Below are 21,231 nucleotides of genomic sequence, written 5' to 3'. Positions count from 1 at the left end.
AATGTAGCATCCGTGTTCCGGTCCTGTGAGTTAAAAGGGAATCCAGTGAAAATCTGGGGCTGACGCGCAGCGGTAAGGAGTGGTGGGATGAACGCATTTTGCAGACACTGCCTGAAAAGGTGGGAAGTCTTCATCCGGTAAACGCCCCCGAGCCCGAAGACCTGCCGGGTGACGTCGCACTGGGTTTTCATCATCGCGGGCTATCGATGAAACCGGCGGCATCCTTATTCTATTGTGGATGCTTTAACAATGATTAAAAAAACTTCGCTGATGACGGCGTTATCCGTCTCGGCTTTTTCCGTTTGGGCGCAGGACAGCACTTCAGATACCCTCGTCGTAACCGCCAGTCGTTTCCAGCAGCCGGTTAATACCGTCCTCGCACCGATGGATATCGTCACCCGAGATGACATCGACCGCTGGCAGGCCAAAAATCTTAATGACGTCATGCGTCGCCTGCCGGGCGTGGATATCGCGCAATATGGCGGGATGGGGCAGAGTTCTTCGCTCTTTATCCGCGGTACCGAAACCAAACAGGTTTTGGTGCTGGTCGATGGTATTCCGATGACCCGCCCCGGTATCTCAAATAACCCGGACCTGAATCAGATCCCGCTTTCGTTAGTTCAGCGCGTGGAGTACATCCGTGGGCCGCGCTCGGCGATTTATGGTTCCGGCGCGATGGGCGGGGTAATCAACATCATTACCCACTCTGACGAGGAACAATCGAAAATTTCCGCCAGCATGGGCTCTAAGGGCTATCAACAATACGATGGCACGTTGCGTCAGCGTTTTGGTGACACGGTAGCGACGGTGGCGGGTTCTTATGAAACCACCAAAGGGTTTGATGTGCAGCCGGGCTCGACCTGGAGCCACGACAACGATCGCGATGGCTTCCGCAATAAAACCTTCTGGGGAAGCCTGGAGCATAAATTCAACGATAGCTTCGATGGCTTCTTCCGTGGCCACAGCTATACCAATAATGTCGATTACGACCTGGGAAGCCCGCCGTACTCGCCTGCGTACAGCGCCGATGAAGAACAACTGTATAACCAGACCTGGGATACCGGCCTGCGATTCCATTCTGGGAGCTACTCTTCTGAGCTTATCGCCAGTTATCAGAAGGTGAAGGACTATAACTACAGCAGCATTTATGGTCGATATAAAGACGGCACGACGCTTGACCGCATGACCCAGCGTAATCTCCAGTGGGGGAACAACCTGATTGTCGGGCATGGCTCGGTAAGCGCCGGGGTAGACTGGCAGCAGCAGCGTTTGACCTCGTCGGATACGGTGATGTCCGATACCTATAAGCGCGACAATACCGGGCTTTATCTCACCGGGCAGCAGCAGTTTGGCGATGTGACGCTGGAAGCCTCTGGCCGTGAAGATCACGATGAACAGTTTGGCTGGCACGGGACCTGGCAAACGGCGGCAGGCTGGCAGTTCGTCGAGAACTATAAAGTGACGTTATCGTATGGTACCGGCTTCCTGGCGCCGTCGTTAGGTCAGCAGTTTGGTTCAACACGCTTTGGTATCAGTTCGAATCCGGACCTGAAACCGGAAGAGTCAAAACAGTGGGAAGCCGGGCTGGAAGGCCTGACGGGTCCGCTGGACTGGCGTTTGTCGGCGTATCACTACAAGATCTCTAACCTGATTACCTACTACTCCGACCCGGTTACCTATGACGGCGAGTACGCCAACATCAACTCGGCAACCATTAAAGGCGTGGAGTGGACCGGCAGTTTTGATACGGGGATCTTTAATCACCGCGTGACGCTGCAATATATGGACCCGCGTAACGATGAGAATGATGAAGTGCTGGCGCGCCGCTCTAAGCGTCAGGCGAAATATCAGCTCGACTGGACATTGTTTGATGTGGACATGGATGTGTCGTGGCAGTACTACGGTCGTCGCTACGATAACAACACGTCACAATACAACCCGAAACAGCAGGTTTTACCGAGCTACAGCACGGTTGATGTTTCCGCGTCATATCCAGTCACCTCACAGCTCACAGTTCGTGGTAAAATAGCCAACCTGTTCGATAAAGATTACGAGACAGTTTATGGCTACCAAACTGCAGGACGGGAATACACCTTGTCTGGCAGCTACACCTTCTGAACCACGGCCTACCGTACTGGTGTTTGACTCCGGTGTCGGTGGGCTGTCGGTCTATGATGAGGTCCGTCAACTTCTGCCGGACCTTCATTACATCTACACCTTCGATAACGTTGCCTTTCCTTACGGGGAAAAAAGCGAGGAGTTCATTGTTGAGCGCGTGGTTGAGATTGTGACCGCCGTTCAGCAACGTTACCCGCTCTCCCTGGCGATTATCGCCTGCAACACCGCAAGCACCGTTTCATTACCGGCCCTGCGCGAGAAGTTTGGCTTCCCGGTTGTCGGCGTGGTACCGGCCATTAAGCCGGCGGCACGTTTATCGGCCAACCGTATTGTCGGCTTGCTGGCAACGCGTGGCACGGTGAAGCGTCCTTATACGCATGAACTCATCGCCCGTTTTGCCAATGAATGCAAAATCGAAATGCTGGGTTCGGCGGAACTGGTGGAGCTGGCGGAAGCGAAATTACACGGCGATCCTGTTTCGCTGGATGAGCTGCGTCGTATTCTGCGCCCGTGGCTGCGGATGAAGGAGCCGCCGGATACGGTTGTGCTTGGCTGCACGCATTTCCCGCTGCTGCGTGATGAACTGCTGCAGGTGCTCCCGGAAGGTACGCGGATGATCGATTCCGGTGCGGCGATTGCGCGTCGCACGGCCTGGCTGCTGGAACATGAAGCACCCGATGCGAAATCGACGGAAGAGAATAAAGCATTTTGCATGGCGTTGACGGCGGAGACTGTACGACTTTTACCCGTTTTACAGCGCTATGGCTTCGAAACGCTTGAAAAACTGCCAGTTTAATGCGGTTTTGCTCAAAAAAGAGACGGTTGAAAAGTTTTTTTTAAACAGGGGTTGTCAACGTCTCAGAACTCCCTATAATGCGCCTCCACTGACACGGAACAACGGCACGCAAGCCGCCGGGTCAGCGAGGTTCTTAAGAGAACTTCAGCAGAGAAAAGTGAAATAAAACTTGACTCTGTGGCGGGATAGCTTAATATGCACACCCCGCGCCGCTGAGAAAAAGCGAAGCGGCACTGCTCTTTAACAATTTATCAGACAATCTGTGTGGGCACTCAATGATACGGATTCTTAACGTCGCAAGACGATAAATGAATACCAAGTCTCTGAGTGAACACGTAATTCATTACGAAGTTTAATTCACGAGCATCAAACTTAAATTGAAGAGTTTGATCATGGCTCAGATTGAACGCTGGCGGCAGGCCTAACACATGCAAGTCGAACGGTAACAGGAAGCAGCTTGCTGCTTTGCTGACGAGTGGCGGACGGGTGAGTAATGTCTGGGAAACTGCCTGATGGAGGGGGATAACTACTGGAAACGGTAGCTAATACCGCATAACGTCGCAAGACCAAAGAGGGGGACCTTCGGGCCTCTTGCCATCGGATGTGCCCAGATGGGATTAGCTAGTAGGTGGGGTAACGGCTCACCTAGGCGACGATCCCTAGCTGGTCTGAGAGGATGACCAGCCACACTGGAACTGAGACACGGTCCAGACTCCTACGGGAGGCAGCAGTGGGGAATATTGCACAATGGGCGCAAGCCTGATGCAGCCATGCCGCGTGTATGAAGAAGGCCTTCGGGTTGTAAAGTACTTTCAGCGAGGAGGAAGGTGTTGTGGTTAATAACCACAGCAATTGACGTTACTCGCAGAAGAAGCACCGGCTAACTCCGTGCCAGCAGCCGCGGTAATACGGAGGGTGCAAGCGTTAATCGGAATTACTGGGCGTAAAGCGCACGCAGGCGGTTTGTTAAGTCAGATGTGAAATCCCCGGGCTCAACCTGGGAACTGCATTTGAAACTGGCAAGCTTGAGTCTCGTAGAGGGGGGTAGAATTCCAGGTGTAGCGGTGAAATGCGTAGAGATCTGGAGGAATACCGGTGGCGAAGGCGGCCCCCTGGACGAAGACTGACGCTCAGGTGCGAAAGCGTGGGGAGCAAACAGGATTAGATACCCTGGTAGTCCACGCTGTAAACGATGTCGACTTGGAGGTTGTGCCCTTGAGGCGTGGCTTCCGGAGCTAACGCGTTAAGTCGACCGCCTGGGGAGTACGGCCGCAAGGTTAAAACTCAAATGAATTGACGGGGGCCCGCACAAGCGGTGGAGCATGTGGTTTAATTCGATGCAACGCGAAGAACCTTACCTACTCTTGACATCCACGGAACTTTTCAGAGATGAATTGGTGCCTTCGGGAACCGTGAGACAGGTGCTGCATGGCTGTCGTCAGCTCGTGTTGTGAAATGTTGGGTTAAGTCCCGCAACGAGCGCAACCCTTATCCTTTGTTGCCAGCGGTTCGGCCGGGAACTCAAAGGAGACTGCCAGTGATAAACTGGAGGAAGGTGGGGATGACGTCAAGTCATCATGGCCCTTACGAGTAGGGCTACACACGTGCTACAATGGCATATACAAAGAGAAGCGACCTCGCGAGAGCAAGCGGACCTCATAAAGTATGTCGTAGTCCGGATTGGAGTCTGCAACTCGACTCCATGAAGTCGGAATCGCTAGTAATCGTAGATCAGAATGCTACGGTGAATACGTTCCCGGGCCTTGTACACACCGCCCGTCACACCATGGGAGTGGGTTGCAAAAGAAGTAGGTAGCTTAACCTTCGGGAGGGCGCTTACCACTTTGTGATTCATGACTGGGGTGAAGTCGTAACAAGGTAACCGTAGGGGAACCTGCGGTTGGATCACCTCCTTACCTTAAAGAACCGTTCCTTGAAGTGTCCACACAGATTGTCTGATGAAAATTAGCAGTAAAAAATCTCTGCAGGCTTGTAGCTCAGGTGGTTAGAGCGCACCCCTGATAAGGGTGAGGTCGGTGGTTCAAGTCCACTCAGGCCTACCAAATTTCTGCTGATGCTGCGTTGCGGCGACACTCACATACTTCAGTATGCTTCGTGTCACCACGCCTTGCCTCAACAGAAATTACGGTCAGAGATAAAAACGATGGGGCTATAGCTCAGCTGGGAGAGCGCCTGCTTTGCACGCAGGAGGTCTGCGGTTCGATCCCGCATAGCTCCACCATCTTTACTGCAAAAAACAAGAAAACTTCAGAGTACACTGAATAAGTGTGCTGCGAAGTTTTGCTCTTTAAAAATCTGGATCAAGCTGAAAATTGAAACGACACACTATTTAAGTGTGTTCGAGTCTCTCAAATTTTCGCAACACGATGGTGTTTTACGAAACATCTTCGGGTTGTGAGGTTAAGCGACTAAGCGTACACGGTGGATGCCCTGGCAGTCAGAGGCGATGAAGGACGTGCTAATCTGCGATAAGCGTCGGTAAGGTGATATGAACCGTTATAACCGGCGATTTCCGAATGGGGAAACCCAGTGTGATTCGTCACACTATCATTACGTGAATACATAGCGTAATGAAGCGAACCGGGGGAACTGAAACATCTAAGTACCCCGAGGAAAAGAAATCAACCGAGATTCCCCCAGTAGCGGCGAGCGAACGGGGAGCAGCCCAGAGTCTGAATCAGCATGTGTGTTAGTGGAAGCGTCTGGAAAGTCGCACGATACAGGGTGAAAGTCCCGTACACCAAAATGCATATGTTGTGAACTCGAAGAGTAGGGCGGGACACGTGGTATCCTGTCTGAATATGGGGGGACCATCCTCCAAGGCTAAATACTCCTGACTGACCGATAGTGAACCAGTACCGTGAGGGAAAGGCGAAAAGAACCCCGGCGAGGGGAGTGAAAAAGAACCTGAAACCGTGTACGTACAAGCAGTGGGAGCCTACTTGTTAGGTGACTGCGTACCTTTTGTATAATGGGTCAGCGACTTATATTCTGTAGCAAGGTTAACCGAATAGGGGAGCCGAAGGGAAACCGAGTCTTAACTGGGCGTTAAGTTGCAGGGTATAGACCCGAAACCCGGTGATCTAGCCATGGGCAGGTTGAAGGTTGGGTAACACTAACTGGAGGACCGAACCGACTAATGTTGAAAAATTAGCGGATGACTTGTGGCTGGGGGTGAAAGGCCAATCAAACCGGGAGATAGCTGGTTCTCCCCGAAAGCTATTTAGGTAGCGCCTCGTGAATTCATCTTCGGGGGTAGAGCACTGTTTCGGCTAGGGGGTCATCCCGACTTACCAACCCGATGCAAACTACGAATACCGAAGAATGTTATCACGGGAGACACACGGCGGGTGCTAACGTCCGTCGTGAAGAGGGAAACAACCCAGACCGCCAGCTAAGGTCCCAAAGTCACAGTTAAGTGGGAAACGATGTGGGAAGGCTCAGACAGCCAGGATGTTGGCTTAGAAGCAGCCATCATTTAAAGAAAGCGTAATAGCTCACTGGTCGAGTCGGCCTGCGCGGAAGATGTAACGGGGCTAAACTGTGCACCGAAGCTGCGGCAGCGACACTAAGTGTTGTTGGGTAGGGGAGCGTTCTGTAAGCCGTTGAAGGTGTGTCGTGAGGCATGCTGGAGGTATCAGAAGTGCGAATGCTGACATAAGTAACGATAAAGCGGGTGAAAAGCCCGCTCGCCGGAAGACCAAGGGTTCCTGTCCAACGTTAATCGGGGCAGGGTGAGTCGACCCCTAAGGCGAGGCCGAAAGGCGTAGTCGATGGGAAACAGGTTAATATTCCTGTACTTGGTGTTACTGCGAAGGGGGGACGGAGAAGGCTATGTTGGCCGGGCGACGGTTGTCCCGGTTTAAGCGTGTAGGTGGGAAGTTTAGGTAAATCCGGACTTCTGTTAACACTGAGACGTGATGACGAGGCACTACGGTGCTGAAGTAACAAATGCCCTGCTTCCAGGAAAAGCCTCTAAGCTATAGGTAACATTGAATCGTACCCCAAACCGACACAGGTGGTCAGGTAGAGAATACCAAGGCGCTTGAGAGAACTCGGGTGAAGGAACTAGGCAAAATGGTGCCGTAACTTCGGGAGAAGGCACGCTGATATGTAGGTGAAGTGATTTACTCATGGAGCTGAAATCAGTCGAAGATACCAGCTGGCTGCAACTGTTTATTAAAAACACAGCACTGTGCAAACACGAAAGTGGACGTATACGGTGTGACGCCTGCCCGGTGCCGGAAGGTTAATTGATGGGGTTAGCGGCAACGCGAAGCTCTTGATCGAAGCCCCGGTAAACGGCGGCCGTAACTATAACGGTCCTAAGGTAGCGAAATTCCTTGTCGGGTAAGTTCCGACCTGCACGAATGGCGTAATGATGGCCAGGCTGTCTCCACCCGAGACTCAGTGAAATTGAACTCGCTGTGAAGATGCAGTGTACCCGCGGCAAGACGGAAAGACCCCGTGAACCTTTACTATAGCTTGACACTGAACATTGAGCCTTGATGTGTAGGATAGGTGGGAGGCTTTGAAGTGTGGACGCCAGTCTGCATGGAGCCAACCTTGAAATACCACCCTTTAATGTTTGATGTTCTAACGTAGACCCGTGATCCGGGTTGCGGACAGTGTCTGGTGGGTAGTTTGACTGGGGCGGTCTCCTCCCAAAGAGTAACGGAGGAGCACGAAGGTTAGCTAATCCTGGTCGGACATCAGGAGGTTAGTGCAATGGCATAAGCTAGCTTGACTGCGAGCGTGACGGCGCGAGCAGGTGCGAAAGCAGGTCATAGTGATCCGGTGGTTCTGAATGGAAGGGCCATCGCTCAACGGATAAAAGGTACTCCGGGGATAACAGGCTGATACCGCCCAAGAGTTCATATCGACGGCGGTGTTTGGCACCTCGATGTCGGCTCATCACATCCTGGGGCTGAAGTAGGTCCCAAGGGTATGGCTGTTCGCCATTTAAAGTGGTACGCGAGCTGGGTTTAGAACGTCGTGAGACAGTTCGGTCCCTATCTGCCGTGGGCGCTGGAGAATTGAGGGGGGCTGCTCCTAGTACGAGAGGACCGGAGTGGACGCATCACTGGTGTTCGGGTTGTCATGCCAATGGCATTGCCCGGTAGCTACATGCGGAAGAGATAAGTGCTGAAAGCATCTAAGCACGAAACTTGCCCCGAGATGAGTTCTCCCTGACTCCCTGAGAGTCCTGAAGGAACGTTGAAGACGACGACGTTGATAGGCTGGGTGTGTAAGTGCAGCGATGCATTGAGCTAACCAGTACTAATGAACCGTGAGGCTTAACCTTACAACGCCGAAGATGTTTTGGCGGAAGACAGACATCAGTTTCAGCTTGATAACAGATTAAATTGACCGGCGATAAGCGGGTTAATACAACAGAATTTGCCTGGCGGCACTAGCGCGGTGGTCCCACCTGACCCCATGCCGAACTCAGAAGTGAAACGCCGTAGCGCCGATGGTAGTGTGGGGTCTCCCCATGCGAGAGTAGGGAACTGCCAGGCATCAAATTGCAGTACGATTGATAAAGATCAGTCATAGTGACAAAGAAATTCGGTGGAGCGGTAGTTCAGTCGGTTAGAATACCTGCCTGTCACGCAGGGGGTCGCGGGTTCGAGTCCCGTCCGTTCCGCCACTTATTAAAAAAATTAAGCCTGCTACATTAGCAGGCTTAATGATAAGAAAATTTAGGGGCGTAGCTCAGTTGGTAGAGCACCGGTCTCCAAAACCGGGTGTCGCGAGTTCGAGTCTCTCCGCCCCTGCCATATATAATCCTTTGCTTATGCAAAGGATTTTTTTTGCCTGAAATTCAGCGAAGTGACATCTCTCGATCCCACTCCTTTCCTCTAAAATGCCCTAAACCAGAACGTTATTTTTCAGGATATCGCGGATTTGCGCCTGTTTATCGCTGTTCTGTAACCAGATGGCATATAACGGACGAGAAAGCGTCGCGCTATCCGCAACCGTATGTAGCCCACCTTTCTCTTTCGCCCACGCGGTAGGTAACCAGGTGCAGCCTTTCAGTGGCTCCAGCTGCTGTCTTGCCAAATCAGCTGAACTGGTCGTCAATAGCGGAACGTCATCGTGCGCGATCAGGCCAGCCTCATGTTGCTGAAAATCCGGGCCCCATTCCAGACGCAAATAGTTGAGTTCTGCTTTCTCACTGGAGGGCGATGCGCAGTAGAGAGCGAGTGTGAAGTTTCCCAATAACTGGCTGCTAAATTCATCCATTTTGGGGGCTTCTGTCGTAATTAGCAGATCAAGCTGCCGCTCATGGAGCTGCTTCACCAGCGACTGACGCTGTGCAATTCGCGCCTCAAATTGAAGATTATCAAACGATTGATAGAGCCTGCCGAGCCAGCCATTCAGCATGCATTCCCACAGCGAGGCGCTGGCCCCGATGGAGAATTCATTATGCCGCGAGGTATGGGCGACCTCTTTCCGTGCCGCCTGCCAGGTATTCATCAGCGTTTCTGCGTAGGGCAGCAGTTTTTCGCCGGCGGCGGTCAGACGGATATTATTGCGATGTCGGGTGAAGAGATTGACCCCTAACTGGTTTTCCAACTGACGGATGCGAAAACTTACCGCAGATTGCGTCAAATAGAGGGCTTCCGCAGCGCGCCCGAAGTGACGAGTTCTGCTCACTTCGAGGAAAGTTTTTAGCAATTCCGTATCCACAGCTTTCTCCGCAAAATTATTTGTCGTTATGATTTAAATCTTTTGTTTTACACTCTGTCAAGCGTAACTAATACTCCGCGCCATAAATAGCTCGGCCAAAGAATTAGGAGCGTGTAGGATGGCGGAAAGCTTTACGACGACTAATCGTTTTTTCGACAATAAAAATTATCCACGCGGGTTCTCTCGTCATGGTGATTTCACCATCAAAGAGGCTCAATTGCTTGAACGTTGTGGCTATGCCTTCAACGAACTCGATCTCGGCAAACGTGAACCGTCTACCGATGAAGAGAAGCAGTTTGTTGCGGTGTGCCGTGGCGAACGTGAGCCAGCGACCGAAGCTGAGCGCGTGTGGAATAAGTATGTGACGCGCATTAAGCGTCCTAAGCGTTTCCACACGCTGTCTGGCGGGAAGCCGCAGGTGGAAGGCGCTGAAGACTACACTGAAAGCGACGACTAACAAGAAAGGGGCTTCGGCCCCTTTTTTAATGCAGCAGCTTTTGCAGATGAATCAGCACCCGGTCAATACCCCGATAACTCAGCGCCTCCTGGAGATGATGACGCGCAATCGCGTCCACCCCTTCGAGATCGGCAATGGTGCGCGACACCTTCAACAATCGCTGCCAGGCACGTATCGATAACCCCAACGCGGTGAGCGTTTGCTCCAGCCATAGCGCATCGTCATCGCATAGCGTACAGAAGCGGCGAATATCACTGCTACCCAGCCTGGCGTTGAGCTGCCCCTGACGATGATACTGACGCGCCTGCGCTTCAATCACGCGTGCCTGTACCGTCTGGCTATTCTCTTCTTCCTGGCGCACCTGACTCAGTATGCCTGGCGGGGGTAACGGTATCTCAAGGGAAAGATCAAAGCGGTCCAGAAACGGACCCGATAAACGCCCCAGATAACGCAGCGTTTGCTCTGGCGAACAGCGATTGTGATTTCCCTGATAATGCCCGGTTGGGCTGGGATTCATTGCCGCAATCAATTGAAAACGCGCCGGATAGGTAATTTTTGCCCTTGTTCGCGAAATGTGAATCTGCCCTGACTCAATGGGTTCGCGCAGGGCATCCAGCACCCGGCGTTCAAATTCCGGAAGTTCATCGAGAAACAGTACGCCGTTATGCGCCAGCGAGATCTCGCCAGGCCCCGGAATAGACCCGCCGCCCACCATGGCGGTTAACGATGCGCTATGGTGCGGCGAACGGAAAGGGCGCTGACGCCACTGTTTCTGCACGCTACCGGCATTCTCCAGGCTGATAATCGCCGCCGTTTCCAGCGCTTCCCGATCGTTGAGCGGGGGCAGCAGCCCGCGCAGACGCGAGGCGAGCATCGTTTTCCCGGTACCTGGAGGGCCAATAAGCAAAAGATTGTGGCCACCTGCGGCGGTAACTTCGAGCGCACGCTTCCCCTGCTGTTGCCCGATGACGTCGCTCAAGTCCTCACATATCAGGGGCACTGGCGTCGCATCAGGCTGCGCCGTGCGTAATGCGTGTTTTCCTTCAAGAAAGGCGCAGACCTCCTGCAAATGGCTGGCGATGTAGCATTCATTGCCGCCCAATAGGCCAACCTGCGCAGCATCATCTTCAGCCACCACAATCTGTCGACCGGCTTTATCCGCTTCAATTGCCGCTGAAATTGCACCGGGAATGCCGCGTAACGCGCCTGTAAGCGCAAGTTCGCCCACAAACTCGTATTGACCCAGCTTCTGTGGATTGAGCTGCTCAGAGGCCGCCAGAAGCGCGAGAGCGATAGGTAAATCATATCGGCCTCCCTCCTTCGGCAGATCGGCAGGTGCCAGGTTTATCGTGATTTTCTTTGCCGGAAACGCATAACCGCTGTTGATAATTGCGCTACGAACGCGATCGCGCGCTTCTTTTACGGTCGTTTCCGGCAGTCCCACCATGGTGAGGCCTGGTAACCCCTGACTAATGTGAACTTCAACGGTAATGAGCGGGGCGGTGACGCCTAGCGCCGCGCGTGTGTAGACAACGGATAGTGACATAATGCCTCCTGGTGTGCGGCATTATGCGCGTCATTGCGATGTGAATAACCGTCGAGTTTTCGATTTTACGGCGAGGATTCCGGCATATCGCTGCTGTTTCATAGCATCGCAATAAAATCAGAATACGACTCGCATTTTTAACTGGCAGGGTGCTCCTGAAGGCGCAATAGTGTTGAAAACGCTCAACAGGTGAAAAAAATTCAATTCATAATTTTTTCATATAAAACAATTGTCTTGTGCAAATTACGCAGCATGATGAATATCACAGTAATAAAAAAAACTTGTGCTGTTCTTAACGTCTGTGGTAACTCTGTAGGTATTCCTTCGAACAAGATGCAAGAATAGACAAAAATGAAAGCCCTTCTACGAGTGATTAGCCTGGTCGTGATTAGCGTGGTGGTGATTATTATCCCACCGTGCGGGGCTGCACTTGGACGAGGAAAGGCTTAGAAATCAAGCCTTAACGAACTAAGACCCCCGCACCGAAAGGTCCGGGGGTTTTTTTATGACTTAAAAACAATAGCGAGGAGCAGATTATGAGTTGTAGCACAAAATCCTGTTTCTCCCGATCTACGGCGGGGAACTAACTATGAATGGGGCACAGTGGGTAGTACATGCGTTGCGGGCACAAGGAGTCGAGACAGTTTTCGGTTATCCAGGTGGCGCAATTATGCCGGTTTACGATGCATTGTATGACGGCGGCGTGGAGCACCTGTTGTGCCGACACGAGCAGGGCGCGGCGATGGCGGCAATTGGTTATGCGCGTGCCACCGGTAAAACGGGTGTCTGCATCGCAACCTCTGGTCCTGGTGCAACCAACCTGATAACCGGCCTCGCTGATGCCCTGCTGGACTCTGTTCCGGTCGTCGCCATCACCGGCCAGGTGGCTTCTCCGTTCATCGGAACGGATGCGTTTCAGGAAGTGGACGTCCTCGGTTTATCACTCTCCTGCACCAAACATAGTTTCCTGGTGCAGTCGCTGGAAGAGTTGCCGCGCGTGATGGCAGAAGCATTCCAGGTGGCAAACTCAGGCCGTCCAGGCCCCGTTCTGGTAGATATCCCGAAAGATATTCAGGTGGCGCAGGGCGATCTGGAACCCCATTTTTCCACCGTCGACAGCGAAGATGTTTTCCCGCATGCCAACGTTGACGTCGCGTGTCAGATGCTGGCGCAGGCGAAAAAACCGATGCTGTATGTGGGCGGTGGCGTTGGGATGGCGCAGGCGGTTCCCGCGTTACGCGAATTTATCGCCGTCACTCAGATGCCTGCAACTTGCACGTTGAAAGGCCTTGGCGCGGTTGATGCTGATTATCCGTATTATCTCGGCATGTTGGGGATGCACGGCACCAAAGCCGCGAACCTGGCAGTGCAGGAGTGTGACCTGCTGATCGCCGTCGGCGCGCGCTTTGACGACCGCGTGACCGGCAAGCTGAATACCTTCGCACCGCACGCCAAAGTAATCCACATGGATATCGACCCGGCGGAAATGAACAAGCTGCGTCAGGCACACGTTGCTCTGCAAGGCGATATGAATGCGTTACTGCCCGCGCTGCAACAGTCGCTGTCGATTGATGCGTGGCGTCAGCACAATGCAGAACTGCGCGCGGAACACGCGTGGCGTTACGATCATCCGGGCGAGGCTATCTATGCGCCGTTGCTGCTCAAACAGCTTTCCGATCGAAAGCCTGCTGATAGCGTTGTCACCACCGACGTGGGTCAGCACCAGATGTGGTCCGCACAACACATGACCTACACCCGCCCGGAAAACTTCATCACCTCCAGCGGATTAGGCACCATGGGCTTCGGCCTGCCGGCGGCGGTTGGCGCACAGGTTGCCCGTCCGAACGATACGGTTATCTGCATCTCCGGCGATGGCTCGTTCATGATGAACGTACAAGAGCTGGGCACCGTGAAGCGTAAACAGTTGCCGTTGAAAATTGTCCTGCTGGATAACCAGCGTTTAGGCATGGTTCGCCAGTGGCAGCAGCTGTTCTTCCAGGAACGCTACAGCGAAACCACGCTTACCGATAACCCTGATTTTCTCACCCTGGCCAGCGCCTTCGGCATCCCTGGCCAGCACATCACCCGTAAAGACCAGGTTGAAGCGGCACTCGACACCCTGCTGGAAAGCGAAGGCCCGTACCTGCTTCATGTCTCAATAGACGAACTTGAGAACGTCTGGCCATTGGTACCGCCCGGTGCCAGTAATGCAGAAATGCTGGAGAAATTATCATGATGCAACATCAGCTTGCCGTGCAGGCTCGCTTCAACCCGGAAACGCTGGAACGTGTGTTACGCGTGGTTCGCCATCGCGGTTTTCAAATCTGCGCCATGAATATGGAAGCGGCCTCCGATGCACAGAATATAAATATCGAATTGACCGTTGCCAGTCCCCGCCCGGTCGAATTACTGTTTAGTCAGTTAAGTAAACTGGTGGACGTTGCTTCTGTCGCCGTCCATCAGTGTCAGACAACATCACAACAAATTAGCGCCTGAGCGCAAAAGGAAGAAAAATGACGACGAAAAAAGCTGATTACATTTGGTTCAACGGTGAGATGGTTCCTTGGGGCGAAGCGAAAGTTCACGTGATGTCCCATGCGCTGCACTACGGTACTTCTGTCTTCGAAGGTATCCGTTGCTACGACTCTCACAAAGGGCCAGTGGTGTTCCGCCATCGCGAACACATGCAGCGTCTGCATGACTCAGCCAAAATCTATCGCTTCCCGGTCTCTCAGAGCGTTGATGAATTAATGGAAGCCTGCCGCGCGGTGATCCGCAAAAACAATCTCACCAGCGCCTATATTCGTCCGCTGGTCTTCGTGGGCGATGTCGGTATGGGCGTGAACCCGCCGGATGGCTACAAAACTGACGTGATCATTGCCGCGTTCCCATGGGGCGCGTACCTGGGCGCAGAGGCGCTGGATCAGGGGATTGATGCGATGGTCTCTTCCTGGAACCGCGTTGCGCCGAACACCATCCCGACAGCGGCGAAAGCCGGTGGTAACTACCTCTCTTCCCTGCTGGTTGGCAGCGAAGCGCGTCGCCACGGTTATCAGGAAGGCATCGCGCTGGACGTGAACGGTTATATCTCTGAAGGTGCGGGCGAAAACCTGTTTGAAGTGAAAGATGGCATTCTGTTTACACCGCCCTTCACCTCTTCCGCGCTGCCGGGCATCACCCGTGACGCCATCATCAAACTGGCGAAAGATCTCGATATCGAAGTCCGCGAACAGGTGCTGTCGCGCGAATCACTGTACCTGGCGGATGAAGTGTTTATGTCCGGTACGGCGGCGGAAATCACGCCAGTGCGTAGCGTCGATGGCATCCAGGTTGGTGCAGGCCGTTGTGGCCCGGTCACCAAATGTATTCAGCAAGCATTCTTTGGCCTCTTTACCGGTGAAACCGAGGATAAATGGGGCTGGTTGGATCAGGTTAATCACTAACAAAGAAAGGGGACGGCACGCACCGTCCCTTTTATTAGACAGACACTGGGAGTAAATAAAGCATGCCTAAGTATCGTTCCGCTACCACCACCCATGGCCGCAATATGGCGGGTGCCCGCGCACTGTGGCGCGCCACCGGGATGACCGACGCCGATTTCGGTAAGCCGATTATCGCGGTTGTAAACTCGTTTACCCAGTTCGTGCCGGGCCATGTGCACCTGCGCGACCTCGGTAAACTGGTTGCTGAACAGATTGAAGCGGCAGGCGGCGTAGCCAAAGAGTTCAACACCATTGCGGTGGATGACGGTATCGCCATGGGCCACGGGGGCATGCTTTATTCACTGCCATCTCGCGAGCTGATCGCTGACTCCGTTGAGTATATGGTGAACGCCCACTGCGCCGATGCGATGGTCTGTATCTCCAACTGCGACAAGATCACCCCGGGGATGCTGATGGCCTCCCTGCGCCTGAATATTCCGGTGATCTTTGTTTCCGGCGGCCCGATGGAAGCCGGAAAAACCAAACTGTCCGATCAGATAATCAAACTCGATCTGGTGGATGCGATGATCCAGGGCGCGGACCCGAAAGTTTCTGACTCGCAGAGCGAGCAGGTTGAACGTTCTGCCTGTCCGACCTGCGGTTCCTGCTCCGGGATGTTCACCGCTAACTCGATGAACTGCCTGACCGAAGCGCTGGGCCTGTCGCAGCCGGGTAACGGCTCGCTGCTGGCAACCCACGCCGACCGTAAGCAGCTGTTCCTCAATGCCGGTACGCGCATTGTTGAGCTGACCAAACGCTATTACGAGCAGGATGATGCCTCTGCGCTGCCGCGCAATATTGCCAGTAAAGCGGCGTTTGAAAACGCCATGACGCTGGATATCGCGATGGGCGGCTCTACCAACACCGTTCTCCACCTGCTGGCGGCGGCGCAGGAAGCGGAAATCGACTTCACCATGAGTGATATCGATAAGCTCTCCCGCAAGGTACCGCAGCTGTGTAAAGTCGCGCCGAGTACGCAGAAGTACCATATGGAAGATGTTCACCGCGCAGGCGGCGTACTGGGGATTCTGGGCGAGTTGGATCGCGCTAACTTACTGAATCGCGATGTGAAAAACGTGCTGGGCCTGACGTTGCCGCAAACGCTTGAGCAATACGACATCGTCGTGACTCAGGATGATGCGGTGAAAAATATGTTCCGTGCCGGCCCGGCGGGTATCCGTACCACCCAGGCGTTCTCGCAGGATTGCCGTTGGGATTCTCTCGATGACGACCGCGCAAACGGCTGCATCCGCTCGCTGGAGCACGCGTACAGCAAAGACGGCGGCCTGGCGGTACTCTACGGTAACTTTGCGGAAAACGGCTGCATCGTGAAAACCGCAGGCGTCGATGACAGTATCCTCAAATTCACCGGCCCGGCGAAAGTGTACGAAAGCCAGGACGACGCGGTTGAAGCGATCCTCGGCGGTAAAGTCATCGCGGGTGATGTCGTGGTGATCCGCTACGAAGGTCCGAAAGGCGGCCCTGGCATGCAGGAAATGCTCTATCCGACCACCTTCCTGAAATCGATGGGCCTTGGCAAAGCCTGTGCGTTGATCACCGACGGTCGCTTCTCTGGCGGCACTTCCGGCCTTTCCATCGGCCACGTTTCACCGGAAGCGGCAAGCGGCGGCAATATCGCGATCATTGAAGATGGCGACCTGATTGAAATCGACATTCCGAATCGCGGCATTCAGTTGCAACTGAGTGACCAGGAAATTGCCGCGCGTCGTGAAGCGCAGGAAGCCCGTGGTGAACAGGCTTGGACGCCGAAAAACCGTGAACGCCAGGTTTCCTTTGCCCTGCGTGCCTACGCCAGCCTGGCGACCAGCGCCGACAAAGGTGCGGTGCGCGATAAATCGAAACTGGGGGGTTAATGATGGCTGACTCGCAACCCCTGTCCGGCGCCCCGGAAGGTGCCGAATATTTAAGAGCGGTGCTACGCGCGCCGGTCTACGAAGCGGCGCAGGTCACGCCGCTACAGAAAATGGAAAAACTGTCGTCGCGTCTTGATAACGTGATTCTGGTGAAGCGCGAAGACCGCCAGCCGGTGCACAGCTTTAAGCTGCGCGGCGCATACGCCATGATGGCGGGCCTGACGGAAGAACAGAAAGCGCACGGCGTGATCACCGCCTCGGCGGGTAACCACGCGCAGGGCGTGGCGTTCTCCTCCGCGCGGTTAGGCGTGAAGGCGCTGATCGTCATGCCAACCGCCACCGCCGATATTAAAGTCGACGCGGTGCGCGGCTTTGGCGGCGAAGTGCTGCTTCACGGTGCGAACTTTGATGAAGCGAAAGCCAAAGCGATCGAACTGTCGCAGCAGCAGGGCTTCACCTGGGTGCCGCCGTTCGATCATCCGATGGTGATTGCCGGGCAGGGCACGCTGGCGCTGGAATTGCTCCAGCAGGACGCTCATCTTGACCGCGTATTTGTGCCAGTCGGCGGCGGCGGTCTGGCTGCTGGCGTGGCGGTGCTGATCAAACAACTGATGCCGCAAATCAAAGTGATCGCCGTAGAAGCGGAAGACTCCGCCTGCCTGAAAGCAGCGCTGGATGCGGGTCATCCGGTTGATCTGCCACGCGTGGGACTGTTCGCCGAAGGTGTCGCGGTAAAACGCATCGGCGACGAAACCTTCCGTTTATGCCAGGAGTATCTCGACGACATCATCACCGTCGATAGTGATGCGATCTGTGCGGCGATGAAGGATTTATTCGAAGATGTGCGCGCAGTGGCGGAACCCTCTGGCGCGTTGGCGCTGGCGGGAATGAAAAAATATATCGCTCAGCACAACATTCGCGGCGAACGCCTGGCGCATATTCTTTCCGGTGCTAACGTGAACTTTCACGGCCTGCGCTACGTCTCGGAACGCTGCGAACTGGGCGAACAGCGTGAAGCGTTGCTGGCGGTGACCATTCCGGAAGAGAAGGGCAGCTTCCTCAAATTCTGCCAGCTGCTTGGCGGGCGTTCGGTCACCGAGTTCAACTACCGTTTTGCCGATGCCAAAAACGCCTGCATCTTTGTCGGCGTGCGCCTGAGCCGCGGCCTCGAAGAGCGCAAAGAAATTTTGCAGATGCTCAACGACGGCGGCTACAGCGTGGTTGATCTCTCCGACGACGAAATGGCGAAGCTGCATGTGCGCTATATGGTTGGCGGGCGTCCATCGCATCCGTTGCAGGAACGCCTCTACAGCTTCGAATTCCCGGAATCACCGGGCGCGCTGCTGCGCTTCCTCAACACGCTGGGTACGCACTGGAATATCTCTTTGTTCCACTATCGCAGTCATGGCACCGATTACGGACGCGTACTGGCGGCGTTCGAACTCGGCGATCATGAGCCGGATTTCGAAACCCGGTTGAATGAGTTGGGTTACGATTGCCACGACGAAACCAATAACCCGGCGTTCAGGTTCTTTTTGGCGGGTTAGGGAAAAATGCCTGATGGCGCTTCGCTTATCAGGCCTACCCGCGCGACAACGTCATTTGTGGTTCGGCAAAATCTTCCAGAACGCCTCAATCAGCGGCTCATGCAGCCGCTTTTTTTGTGCGCACACGCCCAGTTCAAACGGCGTTTTCTCATCGCTTCGTTCGAGAATCATTACACGATTGCGCACCGGTTCCGGGCTGTTTTCCAGCACCACTTCCGGCAACAGCGCCACGCCACAGCCGAGCGCCACCATCGAGACCATTGCTTCATGCCCGCCGACCGTGGCGTAAATCATCGGGTTGCTGATTTTATTGCGTCGAAACCACAGCTCAATGCGGCGGCGTACCGGTCCCTGATCGGCCATGATAAACGGCACTGTAGACCAGTCCGGCTTCTCTGCCGAGACCTGGTTACGCACCGGGCAGGGCAGCGCGGGGGCAATCAGCACTACTGCCAGATTCTCCAGCATCGAAAACGCCACCGCGCCGGGCAAGGTTTCCGGCTTCCCGGCAATCGCCAGATCCGCTTCACCGGTGACGACCTTTTCCATCGCATCTGCCGCATCACCAGTGGTGAGTTTGATCTCCACCGACGGGTGTTCCGCGCGAAAGCGGTCGAGAATCGGCGGTAGATGGCTGTAAGCGGCGGTCACCGAGCAAAAAATATGTAACTCGCCAGAGAGCGACGGCCCTTGCTGATCGATGGTGTGGCGCAATTGCTGATACTGCAATAATGTTTGCTGGGCGAAAACGCGTAATTCTTCGCCCGCTTCGGTCAGCGTCACCGTCCGGTTATCGCGCACAAATAATGCCTGACCGAGATCGTCTTCCAGGCGCTGAATCTGCCGAGAGAGCGTGGATGGGCTAACGTGCATCGCCCGCGCGCTGCGGCCAAAATGGCGGCTTTCCGCCAGATGCAGGAAGGTTTTCAGATCGCGTAAATCCAATGGCGCAGCCCTCAATGTTGACGTTGCGAAAATTGCAATGTGACGTTGTGAATATATCAATTTCCGCAATAAATTTCCTGTCATATAGTGAATTCAATCTCGCAAACGCGAACCGAACAATAAGAAGCACAACATCACGAGGAATCACCATGGCTAACTACTTCAATACACTGAACCTGCGCCAGCAGCTGGCACAGCTGGGCAAATGTCGCTTTATGGGTCGCGACGAATTCGCCGACGGCGCGAGCTACCTTCAGGGTAAAAAAGTGGTCATCGTCGGTTGTGGCGCGCAGGGTCTGAACCAGGGCCTGAACATGCGTGATTCTGGTCTGGACATCTCTTATGCTCTGCGTAAAGAAGCGATTGCTGAGAAGCGCGCGTCCTGGCGTAAAGCGACCGAAAACGGTTTCAAAGTTGGCACTTACGAAGAACTGATCCCGCAGGCGGATCTGGTCGTTAACCTGACGCCGGACAAACAGCACTCTGACGTCGTGCGTTCTGTTCAACCGCTGATGAAAGACGGCGCGGCGCTGGGCTACTCTCACGGCTTTAATATCGTAGAAGTGGGCGAGCAGATCCGTAAAGACATCACCGTGGTGATGGTTGCACCGAAATGCCCGGGCACCGAAGTACGTGAAGAGTACAAACGTGGATTCGGCGTACCGACGCTAATTGCCGTTCACCCGGAAAACGATCCGAAAGGCGAAGGCATGGCGATCGCTAAAGCATGGGCGGCAGCAACCGGTGGTCACCGTGCAGGCGTGCTGGAATCGTCCTTTGTTGCGGAAGTGAAATCTGACCTGATGGGCGAGCAAACCATCCTGTGCGGTATGTTGCAGGCCGGCTCTCTGCTGTGCTTCGACAAGCTGGTGGAAGAAGGCACCGACCCGGCATATGCCGAAAAACTGATTCAGTTCGGCTGGGAAACCATCACCGAAGCGCTGAAACAGGGCGGCATCACGCTGATGATGGACCGTCTCTCTAACCCGGCGAAACTGCGTGCTTATGCGCTGTCTGAACAGCTGAAAGAGATCATGGCACCGCTGTTCCAGAAACATATGGACGACATCATCTCCGGCGAATTCTCCTCCGGCATGATGGCTGACTGGGCCAACGACGATAAGAAACTGCTGACCTGGCGTGAAGAGACTGGCAAAACCGCATTCGAAACCGCGCCGCAGTATGAAGGCAAAATCGGCGAGCAGGAGTACTTCGATAAAGGCGTACTGATGATCGCGATGGTAAAAGCAGGCGTTGAGCTGGCGTTCGAAACCATGGTGGATTCCGGCATTATCGAAGAGTCTGCATACTATGAATCACTGCACGAACTGCCGCTGATTGCCAATACCATCGCCCGTAAGCGTCTGTATGAAATGAACGTGGTTATCTCTGATACCGCTGAGTACGGTAACTATCTGTTCTCTTACGCTTGCGTGCCGCTGCTGAAATCGTTCATGACGGAAATTCAGCCGGGCGACCTGGGTAAAGCGATTGCCGAAGGCGCGGTTGATAACGCGCAGCTGCGTGATGTGAACGAAGCGATTCGTGGCCATGCGATTGAGAAAGTCGGCCAGAAACTGCGTGGCTATATGACGGATATGAAACGTATTGCGGTTGCAGGCTAAGCGGCTACATGTGGTGCCGGATGGCGGCGTAAACGCCTTATCCGGCCTACACAAAGTGCACGTTCTGTAGGCCTGATAAGCGCAGCGCCATCAGGCAAAAACCCGGTGTTCAGAAGCACCGGGTTTT

13 protein-coding genes, 4 tRNA genes, 3 rRNA genes and 1 riboswitch are annotated in these 21,231 nt (G+C 54.2%); of the genes, 17 read left to right on the top strand and 3 right to left on the bottom strand.

From position 1 onward, the window contains the following. The first annotated feature begins 1 nt into the window (after position 1). Positions 2-183: riboswitch (cobalamin riboswitch) on the top strand. A gap of 66 nt (positions 184-249) precedes the next feature. The 9 genes from btuB to G163CM_RS17260 all read left to right on the top strand — a co-directional run bounded on the left by btuB (position 250) and on the right by G163CM_RS17260 (position 8,715). Beyond that, the gene (btuB, locus tag G163CM_RS17300; protein WP_231825745.1) at positions 250-2,118 is read left to right on the top strand and encodes a TonB-dependent vitamin B12 receptor BtuB; all 1,869 of its coding nucleotides are present in this window, start codon (positions 250-252) and stop codon (positions 2,116-2,118) included. Then, the gene (gene murI, locus G163CM_RS17295; protein ID WP_231825744.1) at positions 2,063-2,914 is read left to right on the top strand and encodes a glutamate racemase; all 852 of its coding nucleotides are present in this window, start codon (positions 2,063-2,065) and stop codon (positions 2,912-2,914) included. The genes btuB and murI overlap by 56 nt, the downstream gene beginning before the upstream one ends. A 374-nt stretch (positions 2,915-3,288) precedes the next feature. Next, a 16S ribosomal RNA gene (locus G163CM_RS17290) occupies positions 3,289-4,830 on the top strand. A 70-nt stretch (positions 4,831-4,900) separates the two neighbouring features. Beyond that, positions 4,901-4,977 (top strand) — tRNA-Ile (locus tag G163CM_RS17285). Between the two features lie 103 nt (positions 4,978-5,080). Then, positions 5,081-5,156 (top strand) — tRNA-Ala (locus G163CM_RS17280). 177 nt (positions 5,157-5,333) lie between these two features. Continuing rightward, positions 5,334-8,240, top strand: a 23S ribosomal RNA gene (locus tag G163CM_RS17275). Positions 8,241-8,338: 98 nt separating this feature from the next. Beyond that, positions 8,339-8,454, top strand: a 5S ribosomal RNA gene (gene rrf, locus G163CM_RS17270). Together the 16S, 23S and 5S rRNA genes with 4 tRNA genes alongside form the textbook arrangement of a ribosomal RNA operon. 54 nt (positions 8,455-8,508) lie before the next feature. Further along, a tRNA-Asp gene (locus G163CM_RS17265) sits at positions 8,509-8,585 on the top strand. A gap of 54 nt (positions 8,586-8,639) precedes the next feature. Continuing rightward, positions 8,640-8,715, top strand: a tRNA-Trp gene (locus G163CM_RS17260). 91 nt (positions 8,716-8,806) lie between these two features. On the opposite strand, the gene hdfR is transcribed toward G163CM_RS17260, so the two are convergent. Further along, a complete protein-coding gene (gene hdfR / locus G163CM_RS17255) occupies positions 8,807-9,658 on the bottom strand; it encodes an HTH-type transcriptional regulator HdfR (protein ID WP_420851448.1) in 852 nt (283 codons plus the stop codon). Positions 9,659-9,746: 88 nt separating this feature from the next. Here hdfR and G163CM_RS17250 point away from each other — a divergent pair, with 88 nt between their 5' ends. Beyond that, positions 9,747-10,085, top strand: a complete 339-nt coding sequence (locus tag G163CM_RS17250; RefSeq protein ID WP_015966470.1) for a MaoP family protein — start codon at positions 9,747-9,749, stop codon at positions 10,083-10,085. 25 nt (positions 10,086-10,110) lie between these two features. On the opposite strand, the gene G163CM_RS17245 is transcribed toward G163CM_RS17250, so the two are convergent. Further along, complete coding sequence (locus G163CM_RS17245; protein ID WP_231825742.1) at positions 10,111-11,631, bottom strand: YifB family Mg chelatase-like AAA ATPase; 1,521 nt, start codon at positions 11,629-11,631, stop codon at positions 10,111-10,113. A gap of 351 nt (positions 11,632-11,982) precedes the next feature. On the opposite strand from G163CM_RS17245, the gene ilvL reads away from it, so the two are divergent. From ilvL to ilvA, 6 genes are all read left to right on the top strand, one after another. Further along, positions 11,983-12,081 (top strand): ilv operon leader peptide, encoded by a 99-nt coding sequence (gene ilvL / locus G163CM_RS17240; protein WP_015966468.1) that lies wholly within the window; start codon positions 11,983-11,985, stop codon positions 12,079-12,081. Between the two features lie 139 nt (positions 12,082-12,220). After that, positions 12,221-13,867 carry an acetolactate synthase 2 catalytic subunit gene (gene ilvG / locus G163CM_RS17235; RefSeq protein ID WP_231825741.1) on the top strand — a complete coding sequence of 549 codons (1,647 nt, stop codon included), beginning with the start codon at positions 12,221-12,223 and terminating at the stop codon, positions 13,865-13,867. After that, entirely contained in the window at positions 13,864-14,127 is a 264-nt protein-coding gene (gene ilvM, locus G163CM_RS17230; protein ID WP_015966466.1) for an acetolactate synthase 2 small subunit, read from the top strand. Before ilvG ends, ilvM begins: the two co-directional genes overlap by 4 nt. Before the next feature lie 17 nt (positions 14,128-14,144). After that, positions 14,145-15,074, top strand: coding sequence for a branched-chain amino acid transaminase (locus tag G163CM_RS17225; RefSeq protein WP_231825740.1), 930 nt, complete (start codon positions 14,145-14,147; stop codon positions 15,072-15,074). Positions 15,075-15,136: 62 nt separating this feature from the next. Next, the gene (gene ilvD, locus G163CM_RS17220) at positions 15,137-16,987 is read left to right on the top strand and encodes a dihydroxy-acid dehydratase (protein ID WP_231825739.1); all 1,851 of its coding nucleotides are present in this window, start codon (positions 15,137-15,139) and stop codon (positions 16,985-16,987) included. A 2-nt stretch (positions 16,988-16,989) separates the two neighbouring features. Beyond that, positions 16,990-18,534 (top strand): threonine ammonia-lyase, biosynthetic, encoded by a 1,545-nt coding sequence (gene ilvA / locus G163CM_RS17215; RefSeq protein ID WP_000785599.1) that lies wholly within the window; start codon positions 16,990-16,992, stop codon positions 18,532-18,534. 51 nt (positions 18,535-18,585) lie between these two features. Here the strand turns inward: ilvA and ilvY are convergent, their stop codons facing one another. Continuing rightward, positions 18,586-19,479 (bottom strand): HTH-type transcriptional activator IlvY, encoded by an 894-nt coding sequence (gene ilvY, locus G163CM_RS17210; RefSeq protein WP_231825738.1) that lies wholly within the window; start codon positions 19,477-19,479, stop codon positions 18,586-18,588. A 149-nt stretch (positions 19,480-19,628) separates the two neighbouring features. Between ilvY and ilvC the strand changes: the two genes are divergently transcribed. Then, a complete protein-coding gene (gene ilvC / locus G163CM_RS17205; RefSeq protein WP_231825737.1) occupies positions 19,629-21,104 on the top strand; it encodes a ketol-acid reductoisomerase in 1,476 nt (491 codons plus the stop codon). Positions 21,105-21,231 lie beyond the last annotated feature (127 nt).

Origin of the sequence: Pseudocitrobacter corydidari (assembly GCF_021172065.1) — a bacterium.
GTDB lineage: Bacteria > Pseudomonadota > Gammaproteobacteria > Enterobacterales > Enterobacteriaceae > Pseudocitrobacter > Pseudocitrobacter corydidari.
This window is presented reverse-complemented; position numbering and strand designations above follow the sequence as displayed.

Coding starts and splice junctions, on each gene's coding strand:
- ilvA (WP_000785599.1), top strand. CDS start 16,990: ATGGCTGACTCGCAACCCCTGTCCGGCGCCCCGGAAGGTGCCGAATAT.
- btuB (WP_231825745.1), top strand. CDS start 250: ATGATTAAAAAAACTTCGCTGATGACGGCGTTATCCGTCTCGGCTTTT.
- G163CM_RS17250 (WP_015966470.1), top strand. CDS start 9,747: ATGGCGGAAAGCTTTACGACGACTAATCGTTTTTTCGACAATAAAAAT.
- ilvD (WP_231825739.1), top strand. CDS start 15,137: ATGCCTAAGTATCGTTCCGCTACCACCACCCATGGCCGCAATATGGCG.
- ilvG (WP_231825741.1), top strand. CDS start 12,221: ATGAATGGGGCACAGTGGGTAGTACATGCGTTGCGGGCACAAGGAGTC.
- G163CM_RS17225 (WP_231825740.1), top strand. CDS start 14,145: ATGACGACGAAAAAAGCTGATTACATTTGGTTCAACGGTGAGATGGTT.
- ilvL (WP_015966468.1), top strand. CDS start 11,983: ATGAAAGCCCTTCTACGAGTGATTAGCCTGGTCGTGATTAGCGTGGTG.
- murI (WP_231825744.1), top strand. CDS start 2,063: ATGGCTACCAAACTGCAGGACGGGAATACACCTTGTCTGGCAGCTACA.
- ilvC (WP_231825737.1), top strand. CDS start 19,629: ATGGCTAACTACTTCAATACACTGAACCTGCGCCAGCAGCTGGCACAG.
- G163CM_RS17245 (WP_231825742.1), bottom strand. CDS start 11,631: ATGTCACTATCCGTTGTCTACACACGCGCGGCGCTAGGCGTCACCGCC.
- ilvM (WP_015966466.1), top strand. CDS start 13,864: ATGATGCAACATCAGCTTGCCGTGCAGGCTCGCTTCAACCCGGAAACG.